16 protein-coding genes are annotated in these 17,768 nt (G+C 63.8%); 12 read left to right on the top strand and 4 right to left on the bottom strand.

All coding sequences use genetic code 11. From position 1 onward, the window contains the following. Positions 1-2 precede the first annotated feature (2 nt). The 5 genes from DIC66_RS17045 to DIC66_RS17025 are packed head-to-tail and all read left to right on the top strand — an operon-like array spanning position 3 to position 4,704. Positions 3-851, top strand: a complete 849-nt coding sequence (locus tag DIC66_RS17045; RefSeq protein WP_117179303.1) for an ABC transporter permease — start codon at positions 3-5, stop codon at positions 849-851. Then, a complete protein-coding gene (locus DIC66_RS17040; RefSeq protein WP_117179302.1) occupies positions 848-1,675 on the top strand; it encodes an ABC transporter permease in 828 nt (275 codons plus the stop codon). Before DIC66_RS17045 ends, DIC66_RS17040 begins: the two co-directional genes overlap by 4 nt. Positions 1,676-1,679: 4 nt before the next feature. Continuing rightward, positions 1,680-2,657 carry a GlxA family transcriptional regulator gene (locus DIC66_RS17035; protein ID WP_117179301.1) on the top strand — a complete coding sequence of 326 codons (978 nt, stop codon included), beginning with the start codon at positions 1,680-1,682 and terminating at the stop codon, positions 2,655-2,657. Between the two features lie 25 nt (positions 2,658-2,682). After that, complete coding sequence (locus tag DIC66_RS17030; protein ID WP_117179300.1) at positions 2,683-3,735, top strand: proline racemase family protein; 1,053 nt, start codon at positions 2,683-2,685, stop codon at positions 3,733-3,735. Between the two features lie 15 nt (positions 3,736-3,750). Next, positions 3,751-4,704 carry an ornithine cyclodeaminase family protein gene (locus DIC66_RS17025; RefSeq protein WP_117179299.1) on the top strand — a complete coding sequence of 318 codons (954 nt, stop codon included), beginning with the start codon at positions 3,751-3,753 and terminating at the stop codon, positions 4,702-4,704. 606 nt (positions 4,705-5,310) lie between these two features. Here DIC66_RS17025 and katG read toward each other — a convergent pair. After that, entirely contained in the window at positions 5,311-7,518 is a 2,208-nt protein-coding gene (gene katG / locus DIC66_RS17020; RefSeq protein ID WP_117179298.1) for a catalase/peroxidase HPI, read from the bottom strand. 167 nt (positions 7,519-7,685) lie between these two features. On the opposite strand from katG, the gene DIC66_RS17015 reads away from it, so the two are divergent. Together DIC66_RS17015 and DIC66_RS17010 are read left to right on the top strand one after the other, a co-directional pair. Next, positions 7,686-7,925 carry an AbrB/MazE/SpoVT family DNA-binding domain-containing protein gene (locus tag DIC66_RS17015; RefSeq protein ID WP_117179297.1) on the top strand — a complete coding sequence of 80 codons (240 nt, stop codon included), beginning with the start codon at positions 7,686-7,688 and terminating at the stop codon, positions 7,923-7,925. A gap of 13 nt (positions 7,926-7,938) precedes the next feature. Then, entirely contained in the window at positions 7,939-8,349 is a 411-nt protein-coding gene (locus DIC66_RS17010; RefSeq protein ID WP_117179296.1) for a type II toxin-antitoxin system VapC family toxin, read from the top strand. Between the two features lie 27 nt (positions 8,350-8,376). On the opposite strand, the gene DIC66_RS17005 is transcribed toward DIC66_RS17010, so the two are convergent. Further along, positions 8,377-9,201, bottom strand: coding sequence for an HDOD domain-containing protein (locus DIC66_RS17005; protein ID WP_158558935.1), 825 nt, complete (start codon positions 9,199-9,201; stop codon positions 8,377-8,379). Positions 9,202-9,554: 353 nt separating this feature from the next. Between DIC66_RS17005 and DIC66_RS17000 the strand changes: the two genes are divergently transcribed. Genes DIC66_RS17000 through DIC66_RS16980 form a run of 5 tightly spaced genes read left to right on the top strand, consistent with a single transcriptional unit; the run spans position 9,555 to position 15,954 of the window. After that, a complete protein-coding gene (locus tag DIC66_RS17000; protein ID WP_117179294.1) occupies positions 9,555-11,507 on the top strand; it encodes a bifunctional 5-dehydro-2-deoxygluconokinase/5-dehydro-2-deoxyphosphogluconate aldolase in 1,953 nt (650 codons plus the stop codon). A gap of 23 nt (positions 11,508-11,530) precedes the next feature. Continuing rightward, positions 11,531-13,402 (top strand): 3D-(3,5/4)-trihydroxycyclohexane-1,2-dione acylhydrolase (decyclizing), encoded by a 1,872-nt coding sequence (iolD, locus tag DIC66_RS16995; RefSeq protein ID WP_117179293.1) that lies wholly within the window; start codon positions 11,531-11,533, stop codon positions 13,400-13,402. A gap of 51 nt (positions 13,403-13,453) precedes the next feature. Further along, positions 13,454-14,380 (top strand): myo-inosose-2 dehydratase, encoded by a 927-nt coding sequence (gene iolE / locus DIC66_RS16990; RefSeq protein ID WP_117179292.1) that lies wholly within the window; start codon positions 13,454-13,456, stop codon positions 14,378-14,380. An 11-nt stretch (positions 14,381-14,391) separates the two neighbouring features. Continuing rightward, the gene (gene iolB / locus DIC66_RS16985) at positions 14,392-15,213 is read left to right on the top strand and encodes a 5-deoxy-glucuronate isomerase (RefSeq protein WP_117179291.1); all 822 of its coding nucleotides are present in this window, start codon (positions 14,392-14,394) and stop codon (positions 15,211-15,213) included. A gap of 39 nt (positions 15,214-15,252) precedes the next feature. Further along, the gene (locus tag DIC66_RS16980) at positions 15,253-15,954 is read left to right on the top strand and encodes an SDR family NAD(P)-dependent oxidoreductase (RefSeq protein WP_117179290.1); all 702 of its coding nucleotides are present in this window, start codon (positions 15,253-15,255) and stop codon (positions 15,952-15,954) included. 37 nt (positions 15,955-15,991) lie between these two features. Here DIC66_RS16980 and DIC66_RS16975 read toward each other — a convergent pair whose 3' ends face one another. Then, entirely contained in the window at positions 15,992-17,218 is a 1,227-nt protein-coding gene (locus DIC66_RS16975) for an FAD-binding domain-containing protein (RefSeq protein ID WP_233505971.1), read from the bottom strand. Beyond that, entirely contained in the window at positions 17,211-17,708 is a 498-nt protein-coding gene (locus tag DIC66_RS16970) for a DUF3429 domain-containing protein (RefSeq protein ID WP_117179289.1), read from the bottom strand. Before DIC66_RS16970 ends, DIC66_RS16975 begins: the two co-directional genes overlap by 8 nt. Positions 17,709-17,768 lie beyond the last annotated feature (60 nt).

Raw genomic sequence — 17,768 nt, 5'->3', positions numbered from 1 at the left:
CCATGGACAGCACCCAAGCGATTGAAGTATTTGATGCGCATGTGGAAGACGCGCTGAACTGGCTGCGCGACAACGCTGGCTTTGTGTTCGACACCACACGCCACGGATTGGAGGGTTTTTACAACGGCACCAACTGGCTGCTGACCACACCCTCGCTGTACTTGGTGGTTGCCGTTTTCGCGGGATTGGGCATTTGGCTGGTGGGCCTGCGCTTCGGTTTGTTGGCCGGACTGGGACTGCTGGCCTGCAACATCATGGGCCTATGGGGTGTGACCATGGACACCCTGGCGCTGGTGATTGCTGCAACCGCCATCGGCCTGTGCCTTGCCTTGCCGCTGGGCATCCTGGCCGGCTACCACCCCAAGCTCGACCAGCTGGCCGAGCCGTTGCTGGACATGCTGCAAACGCTGCCACCGTATATTTATCTGCTGCCGGCCATTGCGCTGCTGGGTTATGGCCCTGCCACCTCGCTGGTGGCCACGGTGTTGGTGGCGATAGCTCCGGCACTGCGCCTGACCTCGCTGGGCATTCGTCGCACACCCAACGAGTACATCGAACTGGGACATGCCAACGGCATTGCCCCGCTGCAGATGTTCTTCAAGATCCGCTTGCCCTTTGCTGTTCCCAGCATCATGGCCGGTATCAACCAGAGCCTGATGATGGCTTTTGGCATGGTGGTGATTGCTGGCATTGTGGGCTCCGGCGGACTGGGGCAAACCATTTACGAAGCCATCCGCACGCTGGACATTGCCAAGTCGATTGACGCCACCATTGCCATCGTCATATTAACCATGGTGCTGGACCGCCTGACCCAAAGTGCGGGCACCCAAAAGGCAGGAGCTACCCGATGAACTTTTCCCCTGGTACCTTGCTCAGCCCTGCGGTGGACTGGCTCAACGCGAATTGGCATCCGGTCTTCAAGCTCATTGGCCTGGTGGTGGAAACCTCGCTGGACGCGGTGGAAGCCGTGCTGATGGCCATGCCCTGGTATGGCGTGATCGGCGTGGTGGCAGTGGCTGCTGCATTGCTGCTCTCGCTACGCATCGCCGCGCTGGTGCTGGGCACGCTGGGCTTTTGTGTGCTCAACAACCAGTGGGAAACCACCATGCAGACCCTAGCCCTGGTGACGGTGTCGGTGGTGATTGCGGTGCTGATTGCTTTTCCGCTGGGTGTGCTGGCCTCGCGCAGCAAGCGCCTGGAAGCTGCTCTGCGACCGGTGCTCGACATCATGCAAACCGTGCCACCGTGGGTGTACCTGATACCGGCGGTGATCTTCTTCAGCCTGGGCCGGGTGCCAGCCATGATGGCCACCATCATCTACGGCATTCCGCCCATGCTGCGCCTCACCACGCTGGCCTTCAAGCAGGTGCCCCACGAAATGCTGGAACTGGGCCAGGCTATGGGTGCGCCGCCGCTGACCATTTTGTTCAAGATCGAAATGCCCGCTGCCATGCCCACCATCCTGGTGGGACTGAACCAGTGCATTCTGATGTGCCTGGCCATGGTGGTGTTGGCCGGACTGGTGGGCGCCGGCGGGCTGGGGGCTGAAGTGACACGCGGCTTGACCCGCATGGAGATGGGCTTGGGCTTGCGTGCCGGGCTGTCCATCGTGGCGGTGGCCTTGCTGCTGGACCGTCTGACGCGCGCGGCACTGCAAGGAAAGGGCAGGCGTTAAGGCCATGAACGCTCATGCGCAGCGCACCCTTCGGGTCGGGTTCATCTTGTGCCCGGACTTCACCCTGGTCGCGTTCTCCGCATTTTTGGACACCTTGCGGCTGGCTGCTGATGAGGGCGACCGCAGTCGCCCGATTCATTGCAAGTGGGACATCCTGAGCCACGACATGAGCCCCATCCGATCCAGTGCAGGAGTCGAGGTCAAGCCCACCATGCTGCTGACCAGCCCTTCTGATTTCGACTACATCGTGGTCGTGGGCGGCCTGCTGAATGGGTCACGTTGCCCCAGGGCCTCGCTCGACTTTTTGCAACGTGCAGGCGCGCTACGCGTCCGGCTGGTAGGCCTGTGCACAGGCTCCTTTGTGCTGGCCCGACTGGGTTTGATGGACGGCACGACCACCTGCGTGAGCTGGTTCCACCACGAGGCCTTTGTGGCTGAGTTTCCCAAGGTGCCGGTCAGCTCGGACGGCTTGTACGTGGTGGAGGATGACCGCCTGACCTGTGCGGGCGGTACCAGCGTGGTGCATCTGGCCGCTCACATCATTGAAACCTTTGCTGGCCGCTCCCAGGCCAACAAAGCTCTGCGCATCCTGATTGAGGAGACATTGCAGCCAGGTGCAGCTATCCAGCCCACGCCGCCGCTGTCCGAGCGCGCCAAGGACGACCGCATCCGTCGGGCCATGCTGCTGATAGAGCGCAGCGTAGAGAACCCGATATCTTGCGAATTCATCGCATGCCAGGTCCGATTGAGCGTGCGGCAACTGGAGCGACTGTTCAAATCGGAGCTGGGCCTGTCGCCCTCAGCCTACGCAGAAAAGTTGCGCCTGGACAAGGCGCATGAGCTCCTGCGAACCGGCAAGGAGCCGCTCTTCCAGATTGCACTGCGTTGTGGCTACAAAAATCACTCGCATTTCGCCAGTCGCTTCAGGCAGACCTATGGAACCTCGCCTTCAGCGGTGCGCAGCATGCGCGCGGCACCCTAGATTCATTATTGCGAGGACCCGACACATGGGATTCAAGAGAACCATCCACGCCGTGGAAACGCATTCGGGCATTCCCATGCGTGTGGTCACTGGCGGCATTCCGCATATTCCTGGTGACACCGTCTACGCCAAGATGCAATGGCTGGAGGCCCATGATGACGGCCTGCGCAAGCTGCTGCTGCGTGAGCCGCGTGGCTACCCGGCGCACTGCTGCAACATCATCGTGCCGCCCTGCCACCCGGAAGCGGATGCCGGCTTCATCATCCTGGAGCAGGTGGAGTACCCCATGATGTCGGGTGGCAACACCATCTCCGTGGCCACCGTGCTGCTGGAGATGGGCATGCTGCCCATGACGGAGCCAGTCACGGAGCTGACGCTGGAGGCTCCTGCCGGGCTGATCCGCATCAGCGCCGAGTGCAAAGACGGCAAAGTCAAGAGCGTGAAGTTCAAAAACGTTCCGGCCTTTGCGGCGCATCTGGATGCGGTCATCGACGTGCCGCATCTGGGAAAGGTGCGCGTGGACGTGGGCTGGGGTGGCATGTTCTACGCCATTGCCGATGTCCGTCAGTTCCCGGGGCTGGAGCTCCAACCTGAACATGGTCGCGAGATCACGCGGGTCTCGGCAATGATCCGGCAAGCGGCTATTGAGCAACTGCCGGTGGCGCATCCGGATTACCCCGGCGTGGGCATCACCATCTCGCAACTCTCCGGCCCGAGCGATGACCCACGCGCCGACTGGAAAAATGCCGTCACCATGCCGACCGGTCCGCTCTCCTGGGATGATCCGTCCACCTGGACCGGTGCGATTGACCGCTGCCCCTGCGGCACCGGCACTTGCGCGAAGATGGCAGTACTGCACGCCAAGGGCGAGTTGCCGCTGCAGCAGGACTTCCGACACCAGGGCATCCTGGGCACCGTCTACACCGGCCGTCTGGTGGAAGAAGCCCGCATCGGCGACAAAGCCGCGGTCGTGCCCACGCTGGCGGGCAGCAGCTGGATCCACGGCATTAACACCATCGTTCTGGACCACGATGACCCCTTCCCCGAGGGCTATACCCTGGGAGACATCTGGCCGTAGCCAGCAGCGCAACCCATGCAGATCATTTCCGCACAGCAAATCAGATCGGTACTCCATTGGGATGGTGTCCTTAACGCCATGCGCGACGGACACCTGGGTCCCCGACCCATGGGTGACGGCTACTACGTAGGGGATGACGCTTTTGGTTTGTTCAGCCGGGGTGTCATCGTTCCGGGCAGGGGCGCTGGGTTCAAACTTGCCTCCATCCATCCGGCAAACAGCTTTGCAAGCCCGCCCCTGCCAATGGAGCAGGCCCTGTTCCTGGTTCTGGACGAACGTACCAAAGGCATCGCCGCCGTCCTGGATGGTCCGGAAATTACACGCTGGAAGACAGCGGCCGATTCCGCACTGGCGGCCAGCATATTGAGCCGAAAGGATAGTGAAGTGCTGCTCGTGCTGGGGTCAGGGCCCGTGGCAAGGGCATTGACGGATGCCTATCTGCACATCCGACCTTCCATCCGTGAAGTCTTGCTGTGGAATCGCACTTCCTCCAAATTGGTATCAGCGCGCAAAGACCTTGAGGCAAGGAATATCCAGGTGCGTATTGTCGATGACTTGGATGCTGCCGTAGGCCGGGCAGACATCATTACGGCCGCCACCAGTGCAACCACCCCCGTGATCCGTGGTGCATGCGTTCGACCGGGAACCCATGTGGATCTGGTTGGAGGGTATCGGCCCGATATGCAGGAGGCCGATTGCGAGGTGTTCAGAGGCGCCCGTGTCTTTGTGGATGATCGGAGCAATGCTGCCGCGTCCGGTGACATTCAGATCCCGTTACGCGAGCAGGTGATTCGGACAGATCAGATGGAAACGGACCTGTTCGACCTGTGTCAGATGCCAGCGTTCCGGCGTTCACCTGAAGACCGCACGGTTTACAAAAATGCCGGGGGGGCGCACCTGGACCTGTTTGTCAGCCAGTATGTGGCTGACAAATTGGATTTGCATCAGGGTGCTTTGTTGTCGAATTGATCTGCAAAGGTGCATTCGGGATGCTGGCCCTGCCCACATAGTGGTGGTGATTTGCATCTTCTGTGTAGCGCTGTAGTCCCATTTGCAGGCTGCAGATAGCTGCCATTCCCGTATGTCTGCTGATGGTCGATGGCCGGTGTCCATTTTGAAGATTGGGCTACCCGCAAGCAGACGTTGCGAGAGTGATTGTCACGTTCAGCGAAGGTCGGCTTTCCGGCATTGAAATCGGGAGACGCTAAGACAGCTTTGGGTCGGTACCAGGCCCAAGAGAATCTTTCTAGCTGCGCACGAAGGCCAACAATTCCATGAAAGAATTTTTTTCCGCAGCCCGCAAGGCTGCAAGGCTGCAAGGTATTGAACCAGCACGGCGTCGGCCATCAAACGGGAATAGCGGCAATTGCCGCTGGAGAAGGGATGCATCAAAACCAAGGCGTCGTGGAAACGTTTCGCTTTCCATAGGCGCTCACCAAACCTGCAGGTGTTCTACACATAGATTTATGAATACAGAAGACCTGTTGCTTCCAATGAATGCAGCAAAATAACTGTTTCTGCTAGCCTGAAGGCAAGCAACTTTTTCAGTTACTTGGCCCTCAGAACACCAAACACTTATTTCAAATCAAACCGGTCCAGGTTCATCACCTTGTTCCAGGCCGACACAAAGTCGCAGACAAACTTGCCCTGCGCATCGCTGCTGGCATAGACCTCGGCCACGGCGCGCAATTGCGCGTTGGACCCGAAGACCAGGTCCACCACGGTGCCGGTCCATTTGACTGTGCCGGTACTGCGGTCGCGGCCTTCGAACACGCCATCAGAAGCGGACTTGCGCCACTGCGTGCGCATGTCCAGCAGGTTCACAAAGAAGTCATTGTTCAAGGTGCCGGGCCGGGTGGTGAACACACCGTGTGCGGTCTTGCCCACGTTGGCGCCCAGTGCGCGCAGGCCGCCTACCAGCACCGTCATCTCCGGGGCGCTGAGGGTCAGCAGTTGGGCTTTGTCCAGCAGCAGCTCGGCGGCCACGCCTTCCAGGCCCTTGTGCGCGTAGTTGCGAAAGCCGTCAGCCACGGGTTCCAGCACTTCGAACGATTCCACATCGGTATCGGCCTGGCTGGCATCCGTGCGGCCGGGTGCGAAGGGCACGGTCACGTCCTGGCCGGCTGCGCGGGCGGCGGCTTCCACGGCGGCGTTGCCGGCCAGCACGATCAGGTCGGCCAGTGACACGGCCCGTCCGCCGGTCTGCGCGGCATTGAAGCTGTGCTGGATGGCTTCGAGTTTTTGCAGCACCTGCGCGAGCTGGGTCGGCTGGTTGGCGGCCCAGTCTTTTTGTGGTGCCAGGCGGATGCGCGCACCGTTGGCGCCACCGCGCTTGTCGCTGCCGCGGAAGGTGGAGGCCGATGCCCAGGCCGTGCCCACCAGCTGGGCAATGCTCAGGCCGCTGGAGAGCACCTGGGCCTTGAGTGTGGCGATGTCGTCGGCATTCACCAGCGCGCCTTGCACGGCGGGCACCGGGTCTTGCCAGAGCAGCACCTCTTTGGGAACCAGCTTGCCCAGGTAGCGCGCACGTGGGCCCATGTCGCGGTGGGTCAGCTTGAACCAGGCGCGTGCAAAAGCATCGGCAAAGGCGGCCGGATTCTGGTGAAAGTGGCGCGAGATTTTTTCATAGGCCGGATCCATGCGCAGCGACATGTCGGCCGTGGTCATCATGGGTGGGTGCTTGAGGCTGGGATCATGCGCGTCCGGAATCAGGTGCTCGGGCTTGACGTTCTGGGCCACCCACTGCTGGGCACCGGCGGGGCTTTTGGTCAGCGCCCATTCGTAGCCGAGCAGCATGTCAAAGTAGCCGTTGTCCCAGGTGGTGGGGTGGGGCTTCCAGGCGCCTTCGATGCCACTGGTGGTGGTGTGCACGCCGTGGCCGCTACCGAACTTGTTGATCCAGCCCAGGCCCTGCTCTTCAAGGCCTGCAGCCTCCGGCTCGGGGCCCACCAGGGCCGGGTCACCGGCGCCGTGGGCCTTGCCAAAGGTGTGGCCGCCGGCCACCAGGGCTACGGTCTCTTCGTCGTTCATGGCCATGCGGGCAAAGGTTTCGCGCACATCACGGCCAGAGGCCACCGGGTCGGGCTTGCCGTCCGGGCCTTCGGGGTTCACATAGATCAAGCCCATCTGCACAGCGGCCAGCGGGCTGGCCAGTTGGCGGTCTCCGCTGTAGCGGCTGTTGGCCTGGTCGCTGGTGGCCAGCCAGGCTTTTTCTGCGCCCCAGTAAATGTCTTCCTCGGGCTCCCAGATGTCGACGCGGCCACCGGCAAAGCCAAAGGTCTTGAAGCCCATGGATTCCAGTGCCACGTTGCCCGCAAGAATGATCAGGTCAGCCCACGAGAGCTTGCGGCCGTACTTCTGCTTGACAGGCCAGAGCAGGCGGCGCGCCTTGTCCAGGTTGCCGTTGTCGGGCCAGCTGTTGAGCGGGGCAAAGCGCTGGTTGCCGCTGCCCGCGCCGCCGCGGCCGTCACTGGTGCGGTAGGTGCCAGCCGAGTGCCAGGCCATGCGCACCATCAGGCCACCGTAGTGGCCCCAGTCGGCGGGCCACCAGTCCTGCGAGTCGGTCATGAGCGCATGCAGGTCTTTGACCACAGCGTCCAGGTCCAGCGACGCGAACTCTTTGGCGTAGTCAAATGCTTCGCCCAGCGGGTTGGACTGGGGCGCATGCTGGTGCAGCATGCCCAGCTTGAGTTGTTGGGGCCACCAGTCGGCATTGGTTGGCGCACCGGCCACGGCATTGCGGGTGGCGGTGTGGGGGAAGGGGCACTTGGCTTCTGTGGACATGTTGATCTCCTGTGGCGGTTGCGGATGAACCGAACAGGCAGTCTATGTCTTCAGGCAATGCCCTTCCAATTGGCTGGTTCAATGAAGGGCATAGCGAAACAGTTGCGGGGCTGCAGCCGGCGCTGGTATTACAATTTATTCAACCGTAATACAGCCGGAGACCGACCATGTCGACCACACTCACCAGCAAGGGCCAGGTCACCATCCCCAAGCAGATTCGCGATGCCTTGAACATGCTTCCCGGAAGCCGGGTTAATTTCGCCGTGAATGCAGAGGGTGATGTGGTGATTCACAAAGTGGGCGCACGCGCCAGCCGCAAGCCCGATCGTTTTGAGGCCATGCGTGGCAAGGCCGATGTGAAATGGCGCACCGATGCGCTGATGTCCCTGCTCAGAGGCGAGGACTGAGGTCAGGAAAGCCATGCTGCTGGTAGATACCAACGTGCTGGTGGATGTCCTGGAAGACGATCCCCAATGGGCGGACTGGTCCTTGGGGCAGTTGCGTGCGCAGTCCAAGATTCACCCCTTGGTGATCAACCCCATCATCTATTCCGAACTCTCCCTGGCCTTCTCCACGGTTGAGGCCCTGGACCAGACGATTGCAAACCTGGGCTTGCGCATGGTTGAACTACCCCGGCCCGCCCTGTTTCTGGCCGGCAAGGCATTTGTCCGTTACCGCCGCCAAGGGGGAACCAAAAGCAATGTGCTGGGCGACTTCTTCATTGGTGCCCATGCCGCTGTCAGCGACTTGCCCGTTTTGACCCGGGACACACGCCGTTACGCGGCGTACTTTCCAACCGTCAGGCTGATCGCGCCACCGCCGTCGGCATAACAAAGCCCATGAAAGGGCCAAGCCGGCTCAGGCCCTGATCTCGGTAAAGCTCGAGCGCTCAGGAATGTGCAGCGTCATCCAGTCGATGTAGAGCCCCAGCGCGGACACGGCTTCGGGCGGCAGGGTCTGCAGGCTTTGCGCATCTACCGTTTCCATGTCGGCCAGCAGCATGGCCAGGTGCACCACCGTGCCCAGCGGCGAGAAGGCCATGTAGGTCATGGGCTTGGAGCACTTTTGCAGCGCATCCACCAGCGCGTCCGGGAAAAACCACTGCCGTGCGGCTTCGGCCATCACTTCGCCTTCGTCAAAGCCGATGCGCTCGCGCTCCATCTGCCAGCGCTGTTGCACCGGCAGGGCTGCTGCCTCCACGGCCTGCACGGTGGGCGCATCAATGCGGCCGATGATGAGTTCGCCCAAGCGCACCATCAGGGCGGCAAGCCAGGCCTCGCTCTCGTTGAGCCCGGCCGCAATGGCCAGCCACATGGCGTAGCCCGCGCTGTGCATGCAGGAGGTCCAGAACACCTCGCGCTCCACACCCAGGGGCGGCTCAAAGGCGTTGGTGATGAAGAAGGCCACGGCGCGCGCCCTGACCCGGGACAGGCCCAGCACGCTGATGGCGGCTTCCAGGGTGTTGACGCTGCGCGCGGTGCCGTAGATGGGGCTGTTGGCCCAGCGCAGCACGGCTGCGGTGAGCACAGGGTCTTGCGCAATCAGGTCCCGCAGGTCGGTCAGGTCGGCCTGCTCGTCCGACAGGGTGGCGACCAACTGCGCCGCAATGCCGGACATGGTGGGCAAGTCGCAGCCGGCCACGGTTTGCGCCAGGTCTTGGGTAGTCCGGATGGGTAGTTGCACTTTGTTTTCTCGTCTCGCTCTTTGTTCGCAGGGCCGAATGCCCTGCAAGCTCATTCTGCGTCCCATTCTTACCGATAAATTGCCGGCTTTTGGTGAGTCAGTGCGAATGAAGGCACAGGCATTCAAATGCCTGCAAATATTTTTTGAGGCGGGTTGGCCACTTTGAAAATACCTTGCCCCGGCAGGGCCAGGCTTCGCCCGGCCTTCCAAAAAACGAAAATATTTTCTAAAAAATATACACAAAAAAAGTAATTTCCCTATAATTTGCCGTCAGTCGCAAGCCGCTGGCGCAGCGTTTGAACCTCAACCCAACGCCCGCCGACTCACCCCTTTTTCTGATGGACACACGCGCAATGAGCACCTTGAATTTCCCCACAGGCCGCAGCATCGACCTGGCCTGCCTGGGCCGCCTGGCGGTGGACCTGTACGCCCAGCAGTTCGGCGCCAAACTGGAAGACGCCCGCAGCATGGCCAAGTACCTGGGCGGCAGCTCTGGCAACCTGGCCTTTGGCGTGGCGCGCTTAGGCGCCAAAAGCGCCATGATTGCCCGCGTGGGTGACGAGCAGATGGGCCGCTTCCTCACAGAGTCCCTGCAGGCCGAGGGCTGCGACACCTCGCAGGTGCAAATTGACCCCGAACGCCTCACCGCCCTGGTGCTGTTGGGCCTCAAAGACCGCGACACGTTTCCGCTCCTGTTTGTGCGCGAGAACTGCGCCGACATGGCCGTGGATGCGGACCTGATTGATGAGTCGTTTATCGCCCGGTGCCGCGCGCTGGCCATTACCGGCACGCACCTGTCCACCCCCACCACACGCCGCGCTTCGCAAACCGCGCTCAACTTTGCTGCCAAACACGGCGTGGTGCGCGTGCTCGACATCGACTACCGTCCGGTGCTGTGGGGCCTGACCAGCCGCGGCGCCGGTGAAAACCGCTACGTGGCCGATGCCCAGGTGACCCAGCAGCTGCAGGACATGCTGCCGCACTTTGACTTGCTGGTGGGCACCGAGGAAGAGTTCTTCATTGCCGGCGGCGTGGCCGATGACCTGATTGCCAGCCTGAAGGCGGTGCGTGCCCTGAGTGCCGCCACCCTGGTGGTCAAGCGCGGCGCCCTGGGCTGCTGCGTGATCGAGGGCGCCATACCCGCGCGCATTGAAGACGCCACCACCTACCAGGGCGAGCGCGTAGAAGTGCTCAACGTGCTGGGCGCTGGCGACGCGTTTTTGTCCGGCCTGATGGCCACGCTGCTGCAGGGCAAAGACTGGGCCGAGTCCACCAAGGTAGCCAACGCCTGCGGCGCCATCGTGGTGTCGCGCCACGCGTGTTCGGCGGCGATGCCCACACCCACGGAGCTGGCGCACTGGTTCAGTGGCAGCCGCAACCCCCAGGTGGATGCCGACCAGCAACTGGCCCATCTGCACCGCGTCACCACCGCTCGCCCGCAGTGGGACGACCTGTGTGTCATGGCCTTTGACCACCGCAGCCAGTTTTACGATTTGGCGCGCGAAGCGGGCGCAAGTGATTCCCGCATCCCCGCCCTCAAGAAACTGCTGGTGCAAGCCGCAGCCCAGGTGGAAACCGAGCGCCAGTTGCAGGGCCACACCGGCGTGCTGATTGATGGTGGCGACTACGGCCGCGACGCCCTGGCCAGCGCCACCGGACGCGGCTGGTGGGTGGGTCGCCCGGTGGAACTGCCGGGCTCACGCCCGCTGCGCTTTGACGGCACGCGCTCCATTGGCAGCGCACTCATCCACTGGCCCACCGAGCAGGTGGTGAAGTGCCTGGTGCACTACCACCCGGACGACGCCTATGGCCTGCGCCTGGAGCAGGAGCAAAAAGTGCTGGAGCTGTGGGAAGCCACCCGCGAGAGCGGCAACGAGCTGCTGCTGGAAATCATTCTGCCCAAGACGCTGAGCGTGCCCGGCCAGGAAGACGCCGCCGTGCTGCGCGCCGTGAAGCGCTTCTACAACCTGGGCGTGAAGCCCGAGTGGTGGAAGCTGGCCCCCATGACCGCCGCGGGCTGGAGTGGCCTGGAGCAGTTGGTGAACGAGCGTGATCCGCATTGCCGCGGCGCCGTCATCCTGGGCCTGAACCAGCCCATCGCGCACTTGGTAGACAGCTTTCGCAACGCCACCAACCCCATCGTCAAGGGCTTTATGGTGGGGCGCAGCCTGTGGGTGGCTGAGTCGCTGGCGTGGCTGCGCGGCCAGACCGATGACGCTACATTTGTGGCCAAGGTGGCAGCCAACTACACCGTGCTGGTGGACGCCTGGCGCAACCGGCGCAGCATGGTGCGCGCCGTGTCCTGAACAGAACCAACCAAGACCAACCCATGACAACCATCCGACTGACCATGGCCCAGGCCCTGGTGAAATACCTGTCCGCCCTGCGCGTGGAAATGGCCGACGGCTCTGTAGAGCCGTATTGCGGCGGCGTCTTCACCATCTTCGGCCACGGCAATGTGGCCGGCCTGGGCGAGGCCCTGCATGCCGAGCGTGAGCGCCTGCCCACCTTTCGTGCCCACAACGAACAGGGCATGGCCCATGCCGCCATTGGCTATGCCAAGGCGCACATGCGCCAGCGCATCATGGCGGTGAGCACCAGCATTGGCCCGGGTGCCACCAACATGGTGACGGCCGCCGCTGTGGCCCATGTGAACCGCATCCCCGTGCTGCTGCTGCCCGGCGACACCTTTGCCACGCGCGCGCCCGATCCGGTGCTGCAGCAGGTAGAAAACTTCCAGCAGGGCGATGTATCGGCCAACGACTGCTTCCGCCCTGTGACCCGGTACTTTGACCGCATCAGCCGCCCCGAGCAGTTGCTGACCGCCCTGCCACGCGCCATCCAGGTCATGACCGACCCTGCAAGCTGCGGCCCGGTCTGCCTGGCCCTGCCGCAGGACGTGCAGGCCCATGCCTTTGATTACCCCACCAGCTTCTTCACACCCGAGGTCATTCGCTTTCGCCGCCCGCCCGCCGACGCGTTTGAACTCTCACGCGCGGCAGACCTGCTCAAGTCTGCCCGGCAGCCTCTCATCGTGGCCGGTGGTGGTGTGCTCTACAGCCAGGCCTGTGACAGCCTGCGGACCTTCGCCGAAGCGTTTGGCATTCCGGTGGTCGAATCGCACGGCGGCAAAAGTGCCCTGCCCTGGGACCATGCCCTGAACCTGGGCGCCATTGGCGTGGACGGTGGCCCGGCCGCCAACGCCCTGGCGCGCGAGGCCGATGTGGTGTTGGCCGTGGGCACCCGCCTGCAGGACTTCACCACCGGCTCGCACGCGCTGTTTGCCAACGCGAAGTTGCTCAGCCTGAACGTGCAACCTTTTGATGCCGGCAAGTGGAGCGGAGTCGCCCTGGTGGCCGATGCCAAAGTGGGCCTGGCGCAACTGACCGCAGCGCTGACCGGCTGGGCGGCCGATGCCGCCTGGACCACACGCGCCAAAACCGGGGCCGCAGGCTGGGTGGCCCGGGTCACCGAGCTCACCACCCACATCCCCGCAGAAGGCACCTTGCCCTACGACGCCGAAGTCATGGGCGCGGTGCGCGACTCGCTCAACGATGCGGGCGGCAACAGCGGCGTCCACGACGTGGTGGTCTGCGCCGCAGGCACGCTGCCGGCCGAACTGCACAAGCTCTGGCGCGCCAGCCTGCCTGGCAACTACCACATGGAATACGGTTTTTCGTGCATGGGCTACGAGATCGCCGGTGCCCTGGGCGTGAAGATGGCGCGGCCGCACCAGGAAGTCATCGTGATGGTGGGCGACGGCTCCTACATGATGATGAACTCCGAGCTGGCCACCTCGGTCATGCTGGGCAAGAAACTCATTGTGGTGGTGCTGGACAACCGGGGTTACGGCTGCATACAGCGGCTGCAAAACGCCACCGGCAATGCCAGCTTCAACAACATGCTCGATGACTGCATCCCCGAAGGCGGCGAGGCCAGCCGCATCGACTTTGCCATGCACGCCGCCTCCATGGGGGCGGATGCGGTGCACGTGAAAAACGTAGCCGGGCTCAAGAGCGCCATGGTGACAGCGCGTGCGGCCAAGCGCAGCCAGGTGCTGGTGATTGACACCACCCACACCCGCACCACCGCAGAGGGTGGCTGCTGGTGGGAGGTGGGCATTCCCGAGGTGTCCGCACGCCCCGCAGTGAACGCGGCCCACGCCGGTTTCGTGGCCGCCAAAGAGCATCAGCGCATCTGAACCCGCAAGGCAAACTGACATACCACCCCCTATTTTTTTGAAGAGAACCCTATGACCTGGAACGTACAAATCGGCATCAACCCCATCTCCTGGATGAACGACGACCTGCCCTCGCTGGGTGGCGAAACCCTGCTGGAAACGGCGCTGAAGGAGGGCAAGGAAATTGGCTACGAAGGCTTTGAACTGGGCAACAAATTCCCCAAGGACGGCCCCGGCCTGAAGGCCAAGCTGGCCGAGTTCGACCTGGCCTGCGTGTCGGGCTGGTACTCCGGCTTTCTGGCCGAGACCGCGCCCGGCCAGAGCAATGCCGAGTCTGTGGCTGCCGAGATCGAACGCTGCAAGGCGCACATGAGCCGCCTGCAATACAACGGTGTGAAGGTGGTGGTGTATGGCGAGTGCGCAGGCACCGTGCAGGGCCAGATCGACACCCCCGTTTCCAAGCGCCCCAGCTTTGCCAATGACGCGCAGTGGACGGCCTATGGCGAGCGCCTGAACGCCTTTGGCGAACACCTGATTGCCACCTACGGCATCAAACTGGCTTACCACCACCACATGGGCGCCTATGTGGAGTCGCCTTCTGACGTGGACCATCTGATGGCCGTGACCGACCCCACCAAGGTCTTCCTGCTGTATGACACCGGCCACGCCTACTATGGCGGCGCCGTGGACCCGGTGGTGCTGCTGAAGAAGCACATCAGCCGCGTGGTGCATGTGCACTGCAAGGACGTGCGCACCCCCGTGATTGCCCAGGCCCGCAACGACAGCTGGAGCTTTTTGAACGGCGTGATCAACGGCATCTTCACCGTGCCCGGCGACGGCAGCATTGACTACCGCGCTGTCCTCTCCACCCTGAAGAACGCGGGCTACGAAGGCTGGCTGGTGGTGGAGGCCGAGCAGGACCCGGCCGTAGCCCCCAGCTACGAATACGCGAAGAAGGGCTATGACACCCTGCGCGCCCTGGTCAACGAACTGAGCTGAAAGAACACACCATGGTCAGCCCCCTGCTTGTGAAGGCCGCCCCCACGGGCCGCGAAATCGTCAACGTCACGCCCGAGCGCGCGGGCTGGAAGCATGTGGGCTTTCGCGCCGTGCGTCTGGGCGCCGGTGAAAGCGAAACCGTGGACACCGGCACCCAGGAGCTGTGCCTGGTTGTGCTGACCGGCACGGTGGACATCACCGTGGACGGCGTGACCTACGCCAACCTGGGCACGCGCACCAGCGTGTTTGAAGAGGTGTCGCCAGCGGCCGTGTATGTGCCCGCAGGCAAGTCGGTGACGGTGGGCAATGGGCCAGGCGCCAGCCGCGTGGCCGAAGTCGCCCTGTGCACGTCACCGGGCCAGGGTGGCTCGGGCGAAGTGTTTGTGATTGACTCGGCCAGCATGCGCCGCAGCGTGCGCGGCAAGGGCAGCAACACCCGCTATGTGTGCGACATCCTGCCGCACGACGACCCGCGCGCCGCCCACCTGCTGGTGGTGGAAGTGGTTACACCGGCCAGCCATTCGTCGAGCTACCCGCCCCACAAGCACGATGTGGAGCAACCGCCAGTAGAGACGCAGCTGGAAGAGACCTACTACCACCGCCTCAACCCGCCCCAGGGCTTTGCCTTCCAGCGCGTCTACACCGACGACCGCAGCCTGGACGAGGCCTGCGCCGTGGAAGACCACGACGTGGTGATGGTGCCGCGCGGCTACCACCCGGTGACCGCGCCACATGGCTATGACCTGTACTACCTCAATGTGATGGCCGGCCCCAACCGCTTCTGGGTCTTCAAGAACGACCCGGCGCATGAGTGGATGCTGGCGCCACAATAGGTTTGCTGCATACCGCAGCGATCCCGGAGAGACGCTGCTGTGACCACCCTTTTTGACAACGACTACCGCGCCCTGGTGATTGGTGCCAGCGGCGCCATCGGCCAGGCCTTCGTCAGCGCACTGCAGAACGATGGCAAGTGCGTGCACCTGCAGCAGGTATCACGCGCCCTGTGCCCCGGTTTTGACCTGCTTGACGAGGGCAGCGTGGCCGCGCAGGCGGCGGCCTGCGCCGCATCGGGCCCCTACCACCTGGTGGTGGATACCACCGGCGCCCTGACCATTGAGGGGGTGGGGCCCGAGAAGTCCTTGGCCGCGCTGCAGCCCGGGCAATTGGCCAAAGCCTTTGCGCTCAATGCGATTGGCCCGGCCATGCTGCTGCGCCACTTCGCGCCCCTGCTCGCCCCGGGGCCCTGCATCTATGCCAAGCTGTCGGCCCGCGTGGGCAGCATCAGCGACAACCACAAGGGCGGCTGGTATGGCTACCGCGCCTCCAAGGCGGCCCTGAACATGCTGCTGCAAACGGCCGCCATTGAGCTGCAGCGCAAGAACCCGCAGTTGCGCGTGGTGGCCCTGCAGCCCGGCACGGTGCGCTCGGAACTGTCGCGGCCTTTTGCGGCCGGTGTGGCCAAGCTCCTGGAGCCCGCAGATTCCGTGGCCGGCATGCTGGCGGCCCTGCGCAATCTGCAGCCCCCGTCAGGCGCCCATTTTGTGGACTACCAGGGCCAGCCGATTCCCTGGTAGCGCGTGCTGGTGCGTGCTGGTGCGTGGTGGCGCAGCTTCACAGCGCGATGCGGGTCTGGCGCCACCACTGCGCAAAGCTCTGGCAGTGCTTGGGCACCGGCTCGAACAGACAGGGCACGGCATGGGCGGTGATGACTGCAGCGCCCTTGCCTGCCGCCAGCAGCGCCTGCACGCTGGCCAAGGCCGCATCGGCATGGGGCTCGGCCTGCCAGCCCACCGCGCGTGCCCCCCGCAAGGCCTCTGCCAGCTGCGGCGCAGTGGCCCACCACAGCGCAGACGTCTGGGCCTGCAGACCGGCGCCAACGAAGTCCCAGCGGCGTGTGCTCCAGGGGGTCTGGGCATGGCATTCGGCCAGGCCCACACCCACCACCAGCGCATCGTCCCCCAGGCCCTGCGGCACGGCACCCAGCGACCAGGGGTGCTGCAGCCAGACGTCACGGCCCGCAACCGCAGACGCATCGGGTGGCGACCACAGGGCATCCGGCGGTGTGGCCAGCAAGGCGGGCGGGCTGAGGCCGGCGCCCATGGGGTGATCGTCCGCGCGGCCTTGCGCGCAGCCATCTGCGGCACGGCCATCGACGCCATGCCCTGGGGCGCTGGCACTGCGTGCGAGCAGATCCAGGGCTTCGTAGCTGGTGTCTATCACCGTGCCGGGGCTGTGCCAGGGCGCGGGCGCGTACTTGGCCACGTTGTCGGCGTTGAACAGATAGGGCTTGGTGCTGCCGGTGCCCGCCACCCACTGCCAGCTCAGGTGGTTGCTGGCCACATCGCCATCCAGCAAATGCCCCAGCATCCATTGGGCCGCGGTGTGCCAGTGGACCCGGCGCAGGTGCACCAGGTAGCTGGCCAGCCACATGCGGGCGTGGTTGTGCAAATAGCCCGTGGTGTAGAGCGTGCGCACGGCCAGATCGATGGCCGCAACACCGCTGCGCGCCTCCAGCACATCGGCGGGCATCTGCGCCACGTACGCCGCGTCGGGCAAGAGCCCAGGGTGCAGGGACTGGTGTAGACCCGGGCCCAGATGCGCCCACACATGGCGGTAGTAGGCACGCCAACCCAGCTCGAAAACGAACTTGTGTTTGGCATCCAGCGGCTGGCGCGCATGCACCGCGGCATACACCTCCCGCAGACTCAGCAGGCCGTGCGTGAGGTAGGGCGACAGGCCGGTGACGGCGCCGTCCAGCGCGTTGCGGGTACGCGCATAGGCATCGGGCTGCACAGCGGCCAGGCGCGTGAGCGCCGCTTGCCGGGTGGGCTCAAACAAGGGCGGCAGCCAGGCAGCTGGCGCTGGCAACGCAGGTCAGGCGCAGGCGCATGGGCAACCAGGCCTGCACCTGGAACCGGGGGTAGACCACCCGGTCCACCGCAAAGCAGGCCCACAACACGGCAGCAACCAGCACCAGGCCGGCCACCGGACTTATCAAGAGCGCCACCCAGGCCAGGAGGCTGGGCAGCACGCCCCAACACAGCAAGGCGGGCGATGGCGGGGAGGCATCGCGCATGAGCAGGCCCCAGTGGATGGCGCCCAGAAAGCTGGCAATCACGGCACCATAGCCCAGCAAGGCCTGCAGCAACACAGGACGGTGGGCCGGGTCCACCAGCCAGCTGCCCGCGCCCAGCAGCACAAAAGGCAGCAGGCCCGCATAGCCCAGGCCTTGTGCCCACGGCGGTGGGGCAGAGGCGGGGGCCGCACCCAATCGGAATCGGCTGCTGGTGGCGTCTGCAGTGCCGTCGCAGCGTTCATCTTCTTGCATAGCTCCATCCGCCCGTTATGTTTGTGTTTTGAGGTGGCTGGCCACGCCAGCACAAGCTGC

It is taken from the genome of Rhodoferax lacus (assembly GCF_003415675.1).
Lineage (GTDB): Bacteria > Pseudomonadota > Gammaproteobacteria > Burkholderiales > Burkholderiaceae_C > Allorhodoferax > Allorhodoferax lacus.
This window is presented reverse-complemented; position numbering and strand designations above follow the sequence as displayed.

What these genes read in the sequence shown, in the direction of transcription:
- DIC66_RS17045 (WP_117179303.1), top strand. Translation starts at nt 3, where the DNA reads ATGGACAGCACCCAAGCGATTGAAGTATTTGATGCGCATGTGGAAGAC.
- DIC66_RS17000 (WP_117179294.1), top strand. Translation starts at nt 9,555, where the DNA reads ATGAGCACCTTGAATTTCCCCACAGGCCGCAGCATCGACCTGGCCTGC.
- DIC66_RS17040 (WP_117179302.1), top strand. Translation starts at nt 848, where the DNA reads ATGAACTTTTCCCCTGGTACCTTGCTCAGCCCTGCGGTGGACTGGCTC.
- DIC66_RS17025 (WP_117179299.1), top strand. Translation starts at nt 3,751, where the DNA reads ATGCAGATCATTTCCGCACAGCAAATCAGATCGGTACTCCATTGGGAT.
- DIC66_RS17010 (WP_117179296.1), top strand. Translation starts at nt 7,939, where the DNA reads ATGCTGCTGGTAGATACCAACGTGCTGGTGGATGTCCTGGAAGACGAT.
- DIC66_RS17030 (WP_117179300.1), top strand. Translation starts at nt 2,683, where the DNA reads ATGGGATTCAAGAGAACCATCCACGCCGTGGAAACGCATTCGGGCATT.
- DIC66_RS17035 (WP_117179301.1), top strand. Translation starts at nt 1,680, where the DNA reads ATGAACGCTCATGCGCAGCGCACCCTTCGGGTCGGGTTCATCTTGTGC.
- DIC66_RS16970 (WP_117179289.1), bottom strand. Translation starts at nt 17,708, where the DNA reads ATGCAAGAAGATGAACGCTGCGACGGCACTGCAGACGCCACCAGCAGC.
- iolE (WP_117179292.1), top strand. Translation starts at nt 13,454, where the DNA reads ATGACCTGGAACGTACAAATCGGCATCAACCCCATCTCCTGGATGAAC.
- iolD (WP_117179293.1), top strand. Translation starts at nt 11,531, where the DNA reads ATGACAACCATCCGACTGACCATGGCCCAGGCCCTGGTGAAATACCTG.
- DIC66_RS17015 (WP_117179297.1), top strand. Translation starts at nt 7,686, where the DNA reads ATGTCGACCACACTCACCAGCAAGGGCCAGGTCACCATCCCCAAGCAG.
- iolB (WP_117179291.1), top strand. Translation starts at nt 14,392, where the DNA reads ATGGTCAGCCCCCTGCTTGTGAAGGCCGCCCCCACGGGCCGCGAAATC.
- katG (WP_117179298.1), bottom strand. Translation starts at nt 7,518, where the DNA reads ATGTCCACAGAAGCCAAGTGCCCCTTCCCCCACACCGCCACCCGCAAT.